Annotated in this window: 21 protein-coding genes and 1 pseudogene; 3 read left to right on the top strand and 19 right to left on the bottom strand. The window is 52.5% G+C overall.

Annotated features, from left to right (window positions below):
• The first annotated feature begins 152 nt into the window (after window positions 1-152).
• From KUA23_RS13840 to KUA23_RS13850, 3 genes and pseudogenes are all read left to right on the top strand, one after another.
• The gene (locus KUA23_RS13840) at window positions 153-449 is read left to right on the top strand and encodes a DUF7660 family protein (RefSeq protein WP_078828247.1); all 297 of its coding nucleotides are present in this window, start codon (window positions 153-155) and stop codon (window positions 447-449) included.
• A 601-nt stretch (window positions 450-1050) separates the two neighbouring features.
• Window positions 1051-1382, top strand: a pseudogene (locus KUA23_RS13845) (DUF6124 family protein).
• Window positions 1383-2082: 700 nt separating this feature from the next.
• Window positions 2083-2334 carry a hypothetical protein gene (locus KUA23_RS13850; RefSeq protein WP_012724084.1) on the top strand — a complete coding sequence of 84 codons (252 nt, stop codon included), beginning with the start codon at window positions 2083-2085 and terminating at the stop codon, window positions 2332-2334.
• 80 nt (window positions 2335-2414) lie between these two features.
• On the opposite strand, the gene KUA23_RS13855 is transcribed toward KUA23_RS13850, so the two are convergent.
• The 19 genes from KUA23_RS13855 to KUA23_RS13945 form a co-directional block, all read right to left on the bottom strand.
• Window positions 2415-2921, bottom strand: coding sequence for a hypothetical protein (locus KUA23_RS13855; protein WP_078828249.1), 507 nt, complete (start codon window positions 2919-2921; stop codon window positions 2415-2417).
• 57 nt (window positions 2922-2978) lie between these two features.
• Entirely contained in the window at window positions 2979-3611 is a 633-nt protein-coding gene (locus KUA23_RS13860; RefSeq protein ID WP_078828250.1) for a hypothetical protein, read from the bottom strand.
• A gap of 189 nt (window positions 3612-3800) precedes the next feature.
• Complete coding sequence (locus KUA23_RS13865; RefSeq protein ID WP_078828251.1) at window positions 3801-4019, bottom strand: hypothetical protein; 219 nt, start codon at window positions 4017-4019, stop codon at window positions 3801-3803.
• A 176-nt stretch (window positions 4020-4195) separates the two neighbouring features.
• A complete protein-coding gene (locus tag KUA23_RS13870) occupies window positions 4196-4525 on the bottom strand; it encodes a hypothetical protein (RefSeq protein ID WP_078828252.1) in 330 nt (109 codons plus the stop codon).
• 95 nt (window positions 4526-4620) lie between these two features.
• The gene (locus KUA23_RS13875) at window positions 4621-5193 is read right to left on the bottom strand and encodes a hypothetical protein (RefSeq protein WP_078828253.1); all 573 of its coding nucleotides are present in this window, start codon (window positions 5191-5193) and stop codon (window positions 4621-4623) included.
• 15 nt (window positions 5194-5208) lie between these two features.
• The gene (locus KUA23_RS13880; RefSeq protein ID WP_078828254.1) at window positions 5209-5661 is read right to left on the bottom strand and encodes a GIY-YIG nuclease family protein; all 453 of its coding nucleotides are present in this window, start codon (window positions 5659-5661) and stop codon (window positions 5209-5211) included.
• A gap of 278 nt (window positions 5662-5939) precedes the next feature.
• Window positions 5940-6620: an AbiV family abortive infection protein gene (locus tag KUA23_RS13885; RefSeq protein WP_078828255.1), complete on the bottom strand. Its 681-nt coding sequence runs from the start codon at window positions 6618-6620 to the stop codon at window positions 5940-5942.
• Between the two features lie 25 nt (window positions 6621-6645).
• A complete protein-coding gene (locus KUA23_RS13890) occupies window positions 6646-6972 on the bottom strand; it encodes a hypothetical protein (protein ID WP_024669702.1) in 327 nt (108 codons plus the stop codon).
• A 98-nt stretch (window positions 6973-7070) separates the two neighbouring features.
• Window positions 7071-7262, bottom strand: a complete 192-nt coding sequence (locus KUA23_RS13895) for a hypothetical protein (RefSeq protein ID WP_078828256.1) — start codon at window positions 7260-7262, stop codon at window positions 7071-7073.
• A gap of 16 nt (window positions 7263-7278) precedes the next feature.
• On the bottom strand, window positions 7279-7581 hold the full coding sequence (locus tag KUA23_RS13900; RefSeq protein WP_078828257.1) for a hypothetical protein: 303 nt from the start codon (window positions 7579-7581) through the stop codon (window positions 7279-7281).
• 497 nt (window positions 7582-8078) lie between these two features.
• On the bottom strand, window positions 8079-8483 hold the full coding sequence (locus KUA23_RS13905; protein ID WP_078828258.1) for a hypothetical protein: 405 nt from the start codon (window positions 8481-8483) through the stop codon (window positions 8079-8081).
• A 110-nt stretch (window positions 8484-8593) separates the two neighbouring features.
• On the bottom strand, window positions 8594-8734 hold the full coding sequence (locus tag KUA23_RS13910; RefSeq protein WP_176152410.1) for a hypothetical protein: 141 nt from the start codon (window positions 8732-8734) through the stop codon (window positions 8594-8596).
• Between the two features lie 27 nt (window positions 8735-8761).
• Window positions 8762-9196 (bottom strand): hypothetical protein, encoded by a 435-nt coding sequence (locus KUA23_RS13915; protein WP_078828259.1) that lies wholly within the window; start codon window positions 9194-9196, stop codon window positions 8762-8764.
• Window positions 9197-9615: 419 nt separating this feature from the next.
• The gene (locus KUA23_RS13920; RefSeq protein WP_078828260.1) at window positions 9616-9843 is read right to left on the bottom strand and encodes a hypothetical protein; all 228 of its coding nucleotides are present in this window, start codon (window positions 9841-9843) and stop codon (window positions 9616-9618) included.
• A 156-nt stretch (window positions 9844-9999) separates the two neighbouring features.
• Window positions 10000-10440, bottom strand: a complete 441-nt coding sequence (locus tag KUA23_RS13925) for a VOC family protein (protein ID WP_078828261.1) — start codon at window positions 10438-10440, stop codon at window positions 10000-10002.
• A gap of 88 nt (window positions 10441-10528) precedes the next feature.
• Window positions 10529-11002, bottom strand: a complete 474-nt coding sequence (locus KUA23_RS13930) for a hypothetical protein (protein ID WP_139372220.1) — start codon at window positions 11000-11002, stop codon at window positions 10529-10531.
• A 29-nt stretch (window positions 11003-11031) separates the two neighbouring features.
• Entirely contained in the window at window positions 11032-12075 is a 1044-nt protein-coding gene (locus tag KUA23_RS13935) for a hypothetical protein (RefSeq protein WP_078828262.1), read from the bottom strand.
• A gap of 172 nt (window positions 12076-12247) precedes the next feature.
• Window positions 12248-12454, bottom strand: a complete 207-nt coding sequence (locus KUA23_RS13940) for a helix-turn-helix domain-containing protein (protein ID WP_256997325.1) — start codon at window positions 12452-12454, stop codon at window positions 12248-12250.
• Between the two features lie 288 nt (window positions 12455-12742).
• Entirely contained in the window at window positions 12743-13939 is a 1197-nt protein-coding gene (locus KUA23_RS13945) for an FAD-dependent monooxygenase (RefSeq protein ID WP_078828264.1), read from the bottom strand.
• Window positions 13940-13977: the final 38 nt, after the last annotated feature.

Consider the following 13977-nt stretch of genomic DNA (forward strand, 5'->3'; position numbering starts at 1 on the left):
CGATCTCGACGATGAAAAGGTTAGACGATTACTGGCCCTTTCTCACAGCCTGGCCCCAAAGAGGACGTAAGCTTGCCCCTCATCTCGTGGCATAGCAGCATAGTGAGAATTTACTCCTTCGCTATCACCTATCACGCACCTCCAAGGTCACCATGTCCATAAATCTTGCTGAGCTACTGAAAACCGTAGACGACGAACAATCATTCATCGGCTTCATTGAAGCTCTAGGTATGGATTTCGCCGAGGAGCGTTTGCTGGAGGAGACCTCTCCGTCGTTTGCCTATGGACCGGGGGCGTTGGGGTGGGAAAACGGCTCTATTGATACCTTTCTTGATGCTGCCGCAGCGTGGGCGACTGCCAGCTCACGCAGTTCCCCTGTGAGTGCCAGTAGATCAAACGTATGGCAACGCTGTGCGGCCATTTTGCTGGCTGGTAAATTTTATGAATGAGCCCAGCCATTGCTGTTCGAAGGACAACGACCGAACGAAGGCTGCCGGTCGTGAAAGTCCACTATCGACTCATACTGTTTTAAACCGCAGGTCTTGAACTGCTCGGCGGTGTTTTCACACAGCCTGGGTCGATGGCTGCCGGTCGAGGATGACCGCTTTCGAGCCATTGAGGGATTAAAGGGACGGATTTATTTACACGCTATTCGTACGACACAAAGCACGGGCGTCGACCCTATTGTTTTGCAGAATGAGTACATGTCCTACACCAAGCCCTGAAACGGAAAAGTCCGAGGCGACAGTGCCTTGCTCCATTGCCTACGCTTGCGTCAGAATCCGCCGGATTGTGCGCTTGAGTGGGCGTCTCTAAGGTGGCTCGGTCGCTGAAAACTCAGTGATCGGGTTTAGTAGCCTGGGGTTATTCCAGTCAGTGCATAAGCTTCATCTATCGGACGGTCCCGTCCGCGCTTGATGGTGGCTGTGTGCAGGGCGTCCTCGGGCGCGCCGGCTTTCTTGGAATCCCCGGTCTACTAACCTGCGCACAGCTGCCACCCCTTTGTTTAGTGGCTCAGAGGTGGCGGCCCTAAAGTGGGAAATTCCAAGCATGTTCAAAGTCACGCCCAACCCTCCAAGTACTCCAGACCTGAAACTCAATCAGGCCGCGCATCGCGCTATAGACCACTACCTCAATCCAGAAACCGCCCCACCTCTTCCGCCACCGACCCTGTTCAACGTCGCCGCCGACGCCAGCACCGAAACCCTGATCACCAACAGCTACGAAACCTTTTCCTCAGTCACTGCCTTGCTGCTCGACTGTCGGAAGATCTGACCGGGAAACAGCGCGATGTGGCGCTGGCGATTCACCAGTTGAGTGAGTTGGGGGTTTTGTTGATGGATAGGCTGATGGAGCGCGAAGCAGCTGTAGCCGGAAACTGAGACTTTAAAGTCTGTAACGCGGAAGATCAGCGAGTCGTCGTCATTACATGAGGACGGCGCGCTGATTTTCAGGTTCGGCGGAGGGCCGCTGGCGGCCAAAATCAGCCCTTCCGCAAATCTCCAAACGCGTTTAAAAACCAGATATCGGCACAAGGTTAGGCGAGACGTCATGACACTTTCCAAAGGCAATATCATAAAGCTGATCGAGGTTGACCAAACAAAGGTAGTGCTCTCTGATTGGCTGAACTCCCGGGAGGCGGCTCCTGGAGATATCGCGGAGGTGGAAGCGATTTCGATGGGGGAGGCTGGATGTATCGTTCGCTTGCTGTGCGAGTCACATGCAGGATCTCTCGAATGGAGAGCTTCATATTTTGAGGCTGGATTGACCTATGAGGTGCTTCATAGCTAGCCCAATGATGTCCCCTCTTGAATGTCTGTTTAGGGCCGACCTCCACCTATCGCCACAGTCAGCTTGGGGTCGACTGCTGACCTTTCTTACAGGCAGAAATCGGCCAAAAGCGGACGCTTATCGGTGCATGATCGAACTAAGTGCCGCCGGCGCCATAAAATTAATGTCTGACCAGTATTTTGCGCACCTAGAAGAAGCACGCGGAAGGGGTTCAACCTGAGACAGGCTTTTAGTGATATTTTTAATACTCGGCCAATTTGAACCCCAAAACAATTAACCGCAGGAAAGAGTATGTCCGACATACCCATGATTAAATCGACGGAAGTGTTCTCTCGCCTTAGCGCATTTCATCCCAGTATCGAAGTTTGGCCAGATAGCGAGTTTTCGAATGATGGTTATGCTTACTACTGGTTGGTGGCGCACAGCGATGGCGCGACCCGTATGCTTTCCTATGTCCGCTGCAAAGACGGTGGCTGCGAGCAGCGCACCTATGATGTTGAGGGCGATGATCTTTGGATCCCAGCTGGAACGGCCGTAGCCTGACTTTTCCTCGTTACCGGCGTTCGCCACGTTCTACACGCAAAAGGCGGTCGTAAAGTCGTCAAGCGACAAGCTGCCGTCGTTCAGCTGTCCGCCCCGAAGTCTCTCAACATCTTTCGCATTTTCCGCTTTGCCACTTCAAGCTTGGCAGTGTTGGCTTGAAGGTCGGAGGTAAACCACATCACGCCTGCTAGGAAGCTTCCGAACAGATCCTCGAACTTAATAACGGCATATTCCGCCGGGTTTTTCGCTGTGAGCTTCGCATCCCCGGCTACATAAACGAGCTTTCTTAGTGATGAGTTTGTCGTATGACCCGCCGCCTCGGCAGTGCCCATGTGCAAGATGCCGTTACGCGCAACCCAAAGCTCATCAGCGGTGCAGGGCAGAGGATTTTTTGACAGCATGTAATCGTTCACCCAGGCAGCGAAATCCCTCGGGCCATGCTTATCTGGCTCCACTGAAAGCCAGGACATCTGGTCTATCGCTGTGTAGGTCAGCATCACAGCAGCAAGGTTATGCCCACCGTTACGAAGGTGGGTGATGCTGTCCGCTAGGTTTGCCGCAAACTTGAAAACAGTGTGCTCGTTCATATGACATCCAAGCTGTCGCAGGTGGTGGGAGGGTTGAGGTATTCGCTCATGGGTTGCCTAACGACTAACCTTGCCCGAGCGCACGTCGAGGTACAGTCGATTGGCTTTAGTCATGCCACCGCAGTACATGAAATACATACCTTGACCTTGCGCGGGGGATGACATCCACCCTCCGACTTCCTCAAAGTCCCGTGCAGTGCAGGTACCATTATCTATGAGCTCACGGGCTGTTTTGGCGAACTGATTACGGTAGAGACGGTAATCGTCCGAGCTTTTGATCAACGCGTTGTCACCGCTGGCATCCTCACCTGGATCGGCGGGCCTATCCTTTGTAAGTGACTTTGTTGGTACCCACTCTGCGAACATCCCGTTTACGATGCCGTTGCTGGCAACGCACGTGGAGTTCCCACTCTTCACATATTCACTGGTACCGCCTGAGCAAGAGCCTGAGTAGGGCTTTGTAACGCGGACCCAAGCGCCTTTCGTCTCCAAAACCTCTACTCCCTCGCGAAACATTAGCTGACCGGTAACCCCGCATTTAACGGACGGACAGGTATGGCGCGACACTCGGTCGGCAGACACCCAGAGATTTGGTTCTGCAACAGCAATGTTTGTGGTCATCAAGAAAGCCATGGCCGTGAGCAATACGGGTGGGGTAATACAGCGCTGCATTTTGACTATGATGGTCATGTCGTTTTTTCCTTCCTACGACCAATCGTGATGATTAGGGACGATCAATGCCCTTCCAGGTAAGATCATTTCCTTACCTGAATCGATGCGAGCGACGACCCAGTTGCCGCGACCACCGTAGGTGGTTGCAGCAACCGTAAGGGTTGTCTTTCAAGATTTTCCAGTCGGTTGCACGAGGATAAGGCTTCGTTACCGTCGCCCGGCTTTAAGCTCGGCCAAACGCGCCTTTTTCGCGTCACTAGCTTCATGATCCAGCATGTCTTTCTCAGTTTGGGTGATCAGATCAAAGTCCCCGAGAGCAAGCTGATAACCCCACGCGGTGTTATAAGCACCCTCAGTGCTCTCGACGTCCACCGCTGTTTTGATTGATTTGATGTACTGGCGAGCCTTTTCTAGTGCATTCGGCATGTGTCGTCCCTTTTTTTGAGAGCGCGAAAACCGCACTCCTAAACCGCCGAAGCCCGTAAGGAGGGCTTTTAGGCGCAGTTATTTTTCCTGTAATTCGGCTTAGATCTTCTTGACCCTATCGGTCGCGTACGCATTCGTGAGGGTGCCCCAGCTCACGCATCACGTCAGCGCATAAATCAAGCCGGCATAGGGTTACCGTCAAAGCCATGAGCTTCTTCTTGATCGCGAAGAACTGCACGCGTCGTCTTGTCCGAGATTGGAGTACCACTCAGGCAGTCGTCGTACAGCTTGACCATGGTCGGAATCTCGCTCTCGGAGTATTCGTTGTTCTTGCCCAACCGCTTGCTGCTAGCGGTCAGGATCGAAGCGATAGCGTCATGGGGAACGTCTGCCTGATCCAGCTTGTAGGCGCGCTCAATAGCGTGGCCGGCGCGATCAGTTGGACCCGAGAATTTCTCCAGGCCGTCCGTGATCGCCGCAATGGTGTTGTCGATGGTTTTTTTCATTTGCTGTCTCTGTTGAGTTGCCATCCGCACGTCGGGATGGTCGTTCCGACTATACGAATCTCGTGATGGCCCGCAAGGTGGTGGCGCTTTTTTTTCTATGGCAATTGGCAGTAGAGCGGGAGCTGATAAATCTCAGCCTTGCTGACTTCCCCTAGCCCCTTCCCAGTCATTACCTTTTTGGTCAGCGCATCTGCCAGATCGCATATTGGTTTCATGTTGAGGGTGACCAGAGTGAATGCTTCATTCTGAAGCGCAATCAACAAATCCCTGGACGAAAAGCTTTGGCTGAACGGCAACGAATTGTGGAGCAAAACGGTTAGCTCTCGTGTAATTGCATAATCCTGGCCGGCGCCTGTTTCCCCGGCCTCAAGAATGAGTTGTGCTGCTTGGGCATTAACTTTCTGTTGCCCCCGATCTATGGCTTCACCCATCGCTCCGGCTAGCTTGATTAGCGCTCGCCGCCGTACAACAGCACGCATCTCTTCGATCGTCTCGAACCGCGCATCAAAAGTAGTGTTGGCTTTGCCCCTATGGGCTTCTAACGATTGGATTTCCAACTTGATTTCTTGCGCGTCAAAACCCAACGCAACCGCAATAATCCAGTGTGCCGCCTCATGCTGGGAAAGAGCGACAACTCGCTGAATAAGCTCAATAGGCTCGATGGGCATCGTCTTTTTCTTAGTTCAGAGAGCCTTTTGGCTGGGTACAATTTCAGAAACCCAATCGTATTGAGTTCCCTTCATCAATCGTGTCGTCGGCTTGTTGAAAAGGGTTGAACGCCACCGAAGTATCAGAAACTCCTCGACTTCTTTTCGCCCAAAAGGTACCAAAACGAAGGAAAGCATGTAGGTTTTCGAAAGTATGCTGATCAATCCCGGCTGGTCACCAACGTCAATGCTGAACTGCCTGCATGTGAGCCGAGCGAAAGTATGATTTTCGACCCGAGTCAAGTCCCTCATTCGCGACCTTAAAGATGAAGTTTCTCCAACGTAGAGAGGGGTGGCATCTCTCCAGAGAACATAGACACCTGCATCCTGTGGCACGTCGCTCGCCCATTTCTGGCCTTCCGCTACGATTCTGCGCGGCGCGACATGGAGGGCGGCTTCATAATCGCGGAGTGACTGTTTAACGCTCATTCGGCTTTTCCTACCTTAGTGGGACTGATGCTTCTCCATATAGCGAAGCACCTCGAATCGATCAGCATGGACCAAGGCGCATGCTGAATAATCACCTTCCCAAACAGCCGTAGCCCAAGTTCCCTCTAGCCCTGCATGCCAGAATGCTCCCCATTTCCCATTTGGTAGCTCCAGCAAAAGCCATTCTGGAAATGGACACTTCCGTGCCAGGCTCAAAACATATTCGTCATGATGCGGTTCGCTCGGCATTCCCATACAGTGTTGCTCCTTTTTCCGCCTTACCTTGGACCTAAAACGAATTCTTCCATCTTGTTGTGGCCTTCATCTTGGAAGCCTTCGACCTGCATGGCACTGTAGCAGTTAACCAAGGCTTGCTTCATTCCCTGGAAGTCTTTGTTCCAAACCGGTTTCAAGTGCTCAACCCATAGCTGGATTTCGCGCTCGGTTACTGGCGACCGTTGACTGAAAAGTTTGGCGGAGTTCACCAGAGCAGTGGCAAGTTCTACGTCGATGACATCGGCGGGGACTGACCAATGAGCTCCCGCACCTAGGCAATCGGTGTAGAAGCCCAGCTGTTTTACTTGATCCAATACATTCGGATGATCGGAGGCATCATCGTAGATTGGACGTAGATCACTAAGGTGCTTCGCACCCTTTGCTACTAGATCAGCGAAAATCCAGTGACAGTTCTTGCTTGTGTGGGATCGGTACCTTCTCCACTCCAACTTCAATGCTTTGTCATCTACCGTTAAGACGATAGCTCTGAGGATGGAAGCTTTTCCAGATTCTTCGATGGCAAGAGCAGCAAGGGATGCAGCGGTAGCATAGCTTCCCGCGTCCAACAGGGTCTGGGCATCAGTCGCCAATCGGCGGGCATTGGCGTTTGACGCATTGATTCCTTCTGCGATCTGGGCGCAATCCAAAAGCCCTTTGTAGGATTCCAGTTTGGTTTGCTTCATAGGTATTCAGTCATCCATGATATTCCTAGCTGTTCCAGATCTTCCAAACAGGCTGCGAGGTCTCGCAGGCAGTGATCCAGTCGCCGATCTCCTGAATCATTTCCTGGGCACGTTCTTCGTCGATTTCGCCGCCATCCAACTGCTCCCATACGAAGCCTAGGAACGCACCGACGTCGTTGGGGAATTTCACGTGGTCTTGATGTAGGTTCGATTCAAGGAAAGGCACACCTTCTCGATCAGCGTCACCAAAGATCGCGACGTGGGAAATGTGCCATCCAGCTTCTATCTTTTGTACCTTGAGCGTCGTGTTAGCTGACCACCGACGCGTCCAATAGGTGAGTTTGAAATCCATAAGTAATCCTTCGCGTATGGGGTAGACGCCAAAGCGGCGCTCCTCTATGGCCTCGGCCCAGCATGGGCTGGGCTTGGGCGGTATCGCGCTTTCCTGTGTCAGGCGCGTTTAGCGCGCAGGGTAGCCAATGTAGCGTCAATCTTGGCCTCGGCGTCGCGGAACTCCGTTTCTTCCTCGCTACCAGTCACAAACGAAACAGACTCATGCCCCCAGCTCAGAATAATGAGGTCACGCAGCGTCAGCTTGACGCTGATTTCCGAATCGAGGTTTTGCTCGGTGTATTTGTCCATGCCGTTTTCCTGCAATTCAGTAGCGTGGCGGCGGACTGACTGCTTGCTGAAAACCGCCGCCCTCCGGTAACTGGCTAGGAACCTTGAGGGCATCGCTTAAGGCTTGATCCTTTTCCTGAGTCAGTTGCACTGTCATCGAGGAACTAATCAAGTCATGCTCAACCAGCGCGGTCAGATAGCCCGTCACCTTCGATGCCGACGGCGACCAAAGAGCGGAGTCATGGCGATAGCGACGCACCTCGTCGACCATCTTGGCAACGCATTGACGGGCTCGCGCGATGGTGTCGGGGCTGTCTTGCTCAATCTGGATCAAAGGCATCACAGAGTTCCTTATTCACGGACGCGGAAGCCGCGCCCTGGTACCGCCAAAGGCCCAATCAAGGACCGCTGGTGTGCAGCGATCTTTCCTACTCGAATTCCAGTAGCCCTTGCTGACGCGCCAGATCGACGGCATAAATAAAGATTTGCTCCGACACCGTCGAACGCGAACCACGATCTACCGGCCATTGTTGATCCCTGACGCTACTGCGCGCGATCACTATTGGTGCTGGAAGCCCTTGGGAGCAGAAATAGAGATCGAATCGCCCCTTGCTACCAAGATATGTGCAATCGCCAGGGAGTTTTGGATGCTGAGGTTGAGACATATCGTTTTCCTCAATGATTCGGTTTTTCCTGGAGCGAGGTGGAGCACGCTTCAAGCGCTTCGCCTGTCAGCACATTCAGCTCAATCGCTCGCTCGCGAATGCCATCCAGATTATTTCTGTAGAAACCTGGCGACCCAGAACGCTGGATTGCAGGAATGGATTCGAGCCAGTGCTACATGTCTATCAAGCGATACAACAATTCCCTCAGAGGCCCAGCGACGGCTGAGGAAAATTGTGCGAGCGAAGAAGCTGCGGCCAACAGATCTGGAATGTGCTTTTGAAAATCGCCGTCATCGGGATCGATGTTGATGACACCATCATCCTCGGAATATGCGGAGTCGCTTGTTTCTATGAATCGGTCTAATGATCGGTTAATTCTGAGCAACGACGGGTAGAAGTTGAGGATTACATTTTTCGCCTTTTCTGCATTGTCAGCTGCCTTTGCCCGTCTTTGGCTCAAGCTAGTAATGGCGGGAATTGCCACAGCTACGCAGATTGCTGCTACCGATCCTACGGCTTGGATCCAAGCTGCTTGTTCTGATGAAGATATGCTGGTCCACCACTGGATTAACGCCATATCGAATCGCCCTTGCTATATCGTGGACGCGAAATCGGCGTCTCTATGCGGTTTTCCAGCCATACACTGCGCCTTGCCATATCAGCACGACGCCGCCACGGTGGTCTTGGTTAGCCGCGAACATACTCCTCGGCTACCACGACAATGACCGTGCTTGGCAAATTGTGAATCCGCTCGACCATCTGCTCGATCTGGTTACGCACCTGCGCGATCAGCTCGGGGTTATATTGCTCAATCTGAATCAGTGGCATTGTCAGTTTTCCGAGATGTTTTGGTAATTACAGCTTCGTTTTTATACTGGGGTCTAAAACTCTCGGAGGGGACATCGTCGGCGCATATTTCACCCAGATGCGATAAACGGTGCCGGGCGAAACTGAACCAGCCGTACCACCAATTACACCCGCGACGGGGCCAATCACCGGAACAGATTTGCTATCGATAAACTGACCTGACTGGTACAGAACGCTGTCACACATCTCTGGTGAAGGAGTTGTGCCGACTAATAAAACCTGGGTGTTTAGGTTAAGGCCACCACCTCTATTGATCTCGAAGAGTTCCTTAAACTCTTTCTCATTCTCGATCTTAATTAGGCAGGCAGCTCTGTAATTCCCGGTATCGCATATTGCGTCACAACTGAGCTTTACCTCAGCAAACGACTGCTCGGATACCATCAGAGCGAATAGTGGTATTGCGAAAGCGAGACTGGATTTCATGTGTTTCCCCCTGGTCGATCCCGAGAGCCGGAAGTGCCCGCCTCCTACTGGCGAAGCCCGCGACAATGGCGGGCTGATGGTACAGCGAGTTTTCCTACTTACTGGGGCCATCAGTTGATACCAGCCGCTCCAGGTCCGACTTGGGCCCACCGGCGAATACAGCCAAGCGACACGAGGCGCTTGTGTGCGCCTCTTTCAAACCCCGTTGCTTACCGAAGCGGTAGCCGATATCGAACACACCGGCCACCAAAAGTAGGCCAATAAACACATACAGAATGGTCTCTACTGTCATGCTCTTTCCCGTGGTCATTTCGCGGACGCGAAAACCGCGCCTCTCCTACGGCCTTAGCCCCGACTAGCGGAGCTTGGCGGTGCAGCGATGTTTCATCGGCGTTTTCCTGGGTACGGGTGACGGCTGGTCAGCCCTGGTCTCCCACACCCAGCTCAGTCAGCCGGCGAGCACGGCGCTTCTGTGCGTCATCGCGATACAACTGCACTGCCGGCGCAGCAACCAGCTGGGCGTCGTACAGCGCCTCGATATAACCAGTTGCATACGCCGTAGCAAACCGCACTTCCATCGGATGTTCTGCGGCGTCAATCAAGCCCAGTGCGTGGACAATTTTGCTGTCCGGGGTTGCGGTGGCCATGTCGTCATTCCTTCGATGTGGTGGATTCGCCCGGCGAACCGGGCTTGCGTGGTCAGACTGGGCGGTACACCTGATGGCCCGCCGTCACAGCAGAGGGCGAAGTGAACATGCGGATCATCGTCCTCGAATAGAATCCACATATTCAGCGAGTGTTTTTCAATGCCCTGTTACGCTGCCGCGAAAGGCTGCCGGACCTGTCCGATGGTTCACTTCGATTTTCATCCCGTCTCCTATCGGACAATAGAACGCTGTCCATTGAACACCCAATACTTCAAAACCATTGCTGATTTCCTCTGGGTGAAATCCTGCCTCGCTCATTTCAAGATGCTTTTCATGCACCTTCAAGGCTGTGTCCATGATAATGCCGAAGTGAAAGTTTGTAGGGTAAGCTGGCTGAATTGGCGACAATATTTCCGTGATGACAATAAAAGACTGATCGCTACCTTCGAGCATCGCGTACTCATATTCGGACTTCGACGATCCGGCTGGCGCAGGTGCCTTGCCCGCCTGCAGGATTTCATAATCAAAGAATCGGTTCAAAAACGCGCTTAAAGCCGTAACATCGCTGGAGCACAAATTAATATGGTTGAGTTTCATACGAGCGCCTTTCAAAAATTTTCTGTTGTTTGAAGGTTCAGCTGTTAGCCAGGGTTAGATAACTCTCAAGCTCACATAGCGGCGGCGATCAAATCCGACGCAATCGCAACAAGCCATTATCGAACCACCATATGGCAATGGATCCGTCCGGCATGGCAAGAATCGTCGGCGACGGTGCTTTATTCGGTCCCCAGCTACCGCTCTCACATGCAACAGAAAAAGCCGACAGTGCCGGCCCACCGGCCTTGCGCACGGTCGCACGAGCATCAGCATCGTTGTCGCGCCGCGTTGGTTTGATCGACGGCTTTTCACATGGTGCATCGGTCGCGTTTTGAACGTGATCCCAGAATAACCGGGTGGCAGTGATGCTCAAGCGTTTGCCCATCAAAGAAGGATCATCGTTGGACAGTGACTGTATGCGACCATTGCCCACGGTAGCACTGATGACTTCCCAGCGACCTTCAAGTTGACTTGCCGAGGCCACCGGTGGGGTGTTACCGGCATATGCAGTCGCGGATAAACTGACAGTGGCAGCGATCAATATGCCGAGTGGTTTTAACATAGTAATTGTCCGAGGGAATTTTAGTGAAATTATCGAGATTCAGGCCGAACAGCCTGGGCAAATCGATTCGGGCGTACGGCGATTTCACCATGTTCCTGATCGAACAACACATCGTAAGCATAGAACGGCAACGTTCCTGCGTTGACGGAAACGCCATTACCCTTGCTAGGTTCAAAGCGCGTTTTAGCACCGTTGCGTTTGTCACCAGCTAGAAATACGACGCTTGGATTCTCGTCGCCTGCAGAACTCATCAGCGTGATGCGTGCCTGTGCTCCAGGCTGCCAACCCGGAGGGCGTTCAGCACCCCGTATTGCAAGTCCGGGCGCACCGGTGTCGAGCAAAGTTGGTCCACAAAAACGCAGCGCACCTGGTCGATCAACCATGGTACAAGCGACAACAGTGCCAGGCGTTTTGGTGTCTCTTTGCAAAGTTATGAAACCTGCCAGATCATTTTGGTCTGGATTGAGGATAAGTTCCCCATTGCTCCCGCCGCGCTGTGGCAGATGGACGATCCAGCTGTGTACGCCGATTGCAGTCAGTGGATTCGGGACGTTGCCGGTATTGAGCCGGGTTCCCATGATCGCTTGAAACCCCTGCCCAGCTTGTCCAGATCCCATCAGACCATATTGAGCAGCTGTCAGAGTCGCTGCAGGGCAGTTCTTGCCAGCTACACAGGACACCCGTTCGACAGCTTGTACCGCAATCTTGCCTTTTACCGTACCGATCTGGATATCGGTGTAAGCGATGGTGCCGTCAAGCTGTACACCACTGCCATAGCTGTAGATCGCCGGTTGCACGCCCTGCGTGACGCCCGCGCTCAGCGTTGCCGCAGGCAAGATGCGCAGTCCGACCGATCCCGTGTCGAGTCCCACTTCAATCGGCCTTCCGTTGATCGTTACAGTTAAACTGTAGCGGGGCGTGCCTGATGGCTCGATCAAGACCTCGCGGATAGGTACGACACTGCGCTGTGCCTGCTCTGCAATTGCAGATGAGGCCAACACGAAACCAGCTGTTGCGAATCCGAAACGCAAAAATTTGCAAAGACGGCTCATTTTAATATTCTCGCGACTCATAAATTCCTAAACTCCGCCTTGAACTGGTCTGGTGTCACTTTGGTGCCCTTTAAATAATTCTCCGCACAATGTCACCAAGCCGTGCAGGATCGCGCTGTAGTACGTTTTGCCGTCGCGCTGCTGTGTGAAGGACACCGTCTTGCTCCAGCGAAATTTCATCCATAGTGATCGCTCAATCCTGGGCGAGCGAAAGCATCACCCTTCTACGTCTTCGGCCCAGCGAGAGGGCCGGGCTTAGGATTACCTGATGCGTTGTCCTGGACAACAAACGTATACCTAGCCGGTCTTCCAACTGCCCGACCCGACGCGAAACAATCGTAGCGTCGCGTCCGATCACTTTCGCGGCCTCGGTAAAACTGAGCGCCTCCACCACCGCCACAAACGCTGACAATGTGACCGTTGGTGCCGAATTGACCCTGTTGCTGGCGTGACGCTGACCTGCGTCAGCTCGCTAATAACCCAAAGCCAATGATCGTTTACATCACAAGAGCTTGGGTCAGCGAGATATCAGCAACTGGCTCAATCTAGCTCCGGCAGCAACATGCAGGGTTAATCGGACAAACCACTACCGGCCGCATACCTGTGCTGATTAACAGAGCTTTTTAGCTAACGCTTCATGACCTTTAATATAAAAAATAACATGCGAAGTTGCCAAACAGATTTCATATCAGCCGGTGCTTTTGGATACATACAACGGAAGATCAATTTTTTTAGAATTTCGAAGCAACAAATTGGAAAAACCTTTACGCAACGTCGGTTTTCCCGCGATGCGGATTAGACCTCTCAGCAGCTTAAGTCCAGTACGAGAGTGAGGCCAAAGCATGCGAGGCAGAATCTTAGGAACGCCTTGCCCTTCTCTTACAAACGGCCGCATGACGCGCTCATAAGAGGCAAGTGCAGAGGGAAGATCATCTGTTTTTGCTAACTCACCTGCCAATACATAGCCGCCGACTATAGCTAATGTAGTGCCTATGCCAGACAACGGGGTAACGCACCAAGCAGAATCACCGGTAAGGACCACACGATTGTGGTGCCAGCGACGCATTCTTACCTGTCTAAGAACATCAAAATAGAAGTTGTCAGTCTTATTCATACCGTCAAGAATTCGCGGGAAGTGCCATCCCGCGTCGGAGAACTTCTCTTGCAGGAACTTTTTTTGTAGCTCTACAGGCCAGTCATTTTCGCCCTCTGGTTTTTTCTGCATACCCATATATACATGCACATTGCCCTCACGACCTGGCTTTAAGGTCGCTCCGATTCCACCTACAGTATTGTATTGCCGCGCGAATACACCATCGACTGAACCTTTGGGTATTGCGAAATAGGCGAGAGTCATGTCCATCCACTTCGGATTGTTCTCTCCTGGGAAAATCAATTCGCGAGTAGATGATCCTACACCCTCCGCCACAATCACAACATCGTATTGGGCACTTGGGCGATTCTGGAAGTGAACGGTGGTACCGCTTTCATCTTGTTCAACAGCCTTGATAGTTTCATTGAAAAAATAGGTTGATCGATTGCTCGCAGGCTCATAGATCAATCGAGCAATGTCGCCACGCATTATTTCCAACTCAGCTGTTGGACCATCGCCAATATCATCGACTGTGAATCGCGCGATTGGATTGTCGTTTTCGTCTACCCAATCAGTGCCTACCTCAGAGGTACGAAGAGCTAATGCCGCCCGCTCAAGCCCCATCATTCGCAGCACATCTCGACCTGCTCCTCGGACATCTACGTTTTGGCCTTCATCACGAAATGCGGGAGCTTTTTCAATAACAGTAACGTCAAAGCCATACTGGGAAAGCCACCATGCTGCGGTATTGCCAGCAACGCTTGCTCCACTGATGAGGATTTTTTTAGCCATGCAGATTCTCCTGTAATCCGCACACAATATCACGCATG

The organism is Pseudomonas pergaminensis (assembly GCF_024112395.2).
GTDB lineage: Bacteria > Pseudomonadota > Gammaproteobacteria > Pseudomonadales > Pseudomonadaceae > Aquipseudomonas > Aquipseudomonas pergaminensis.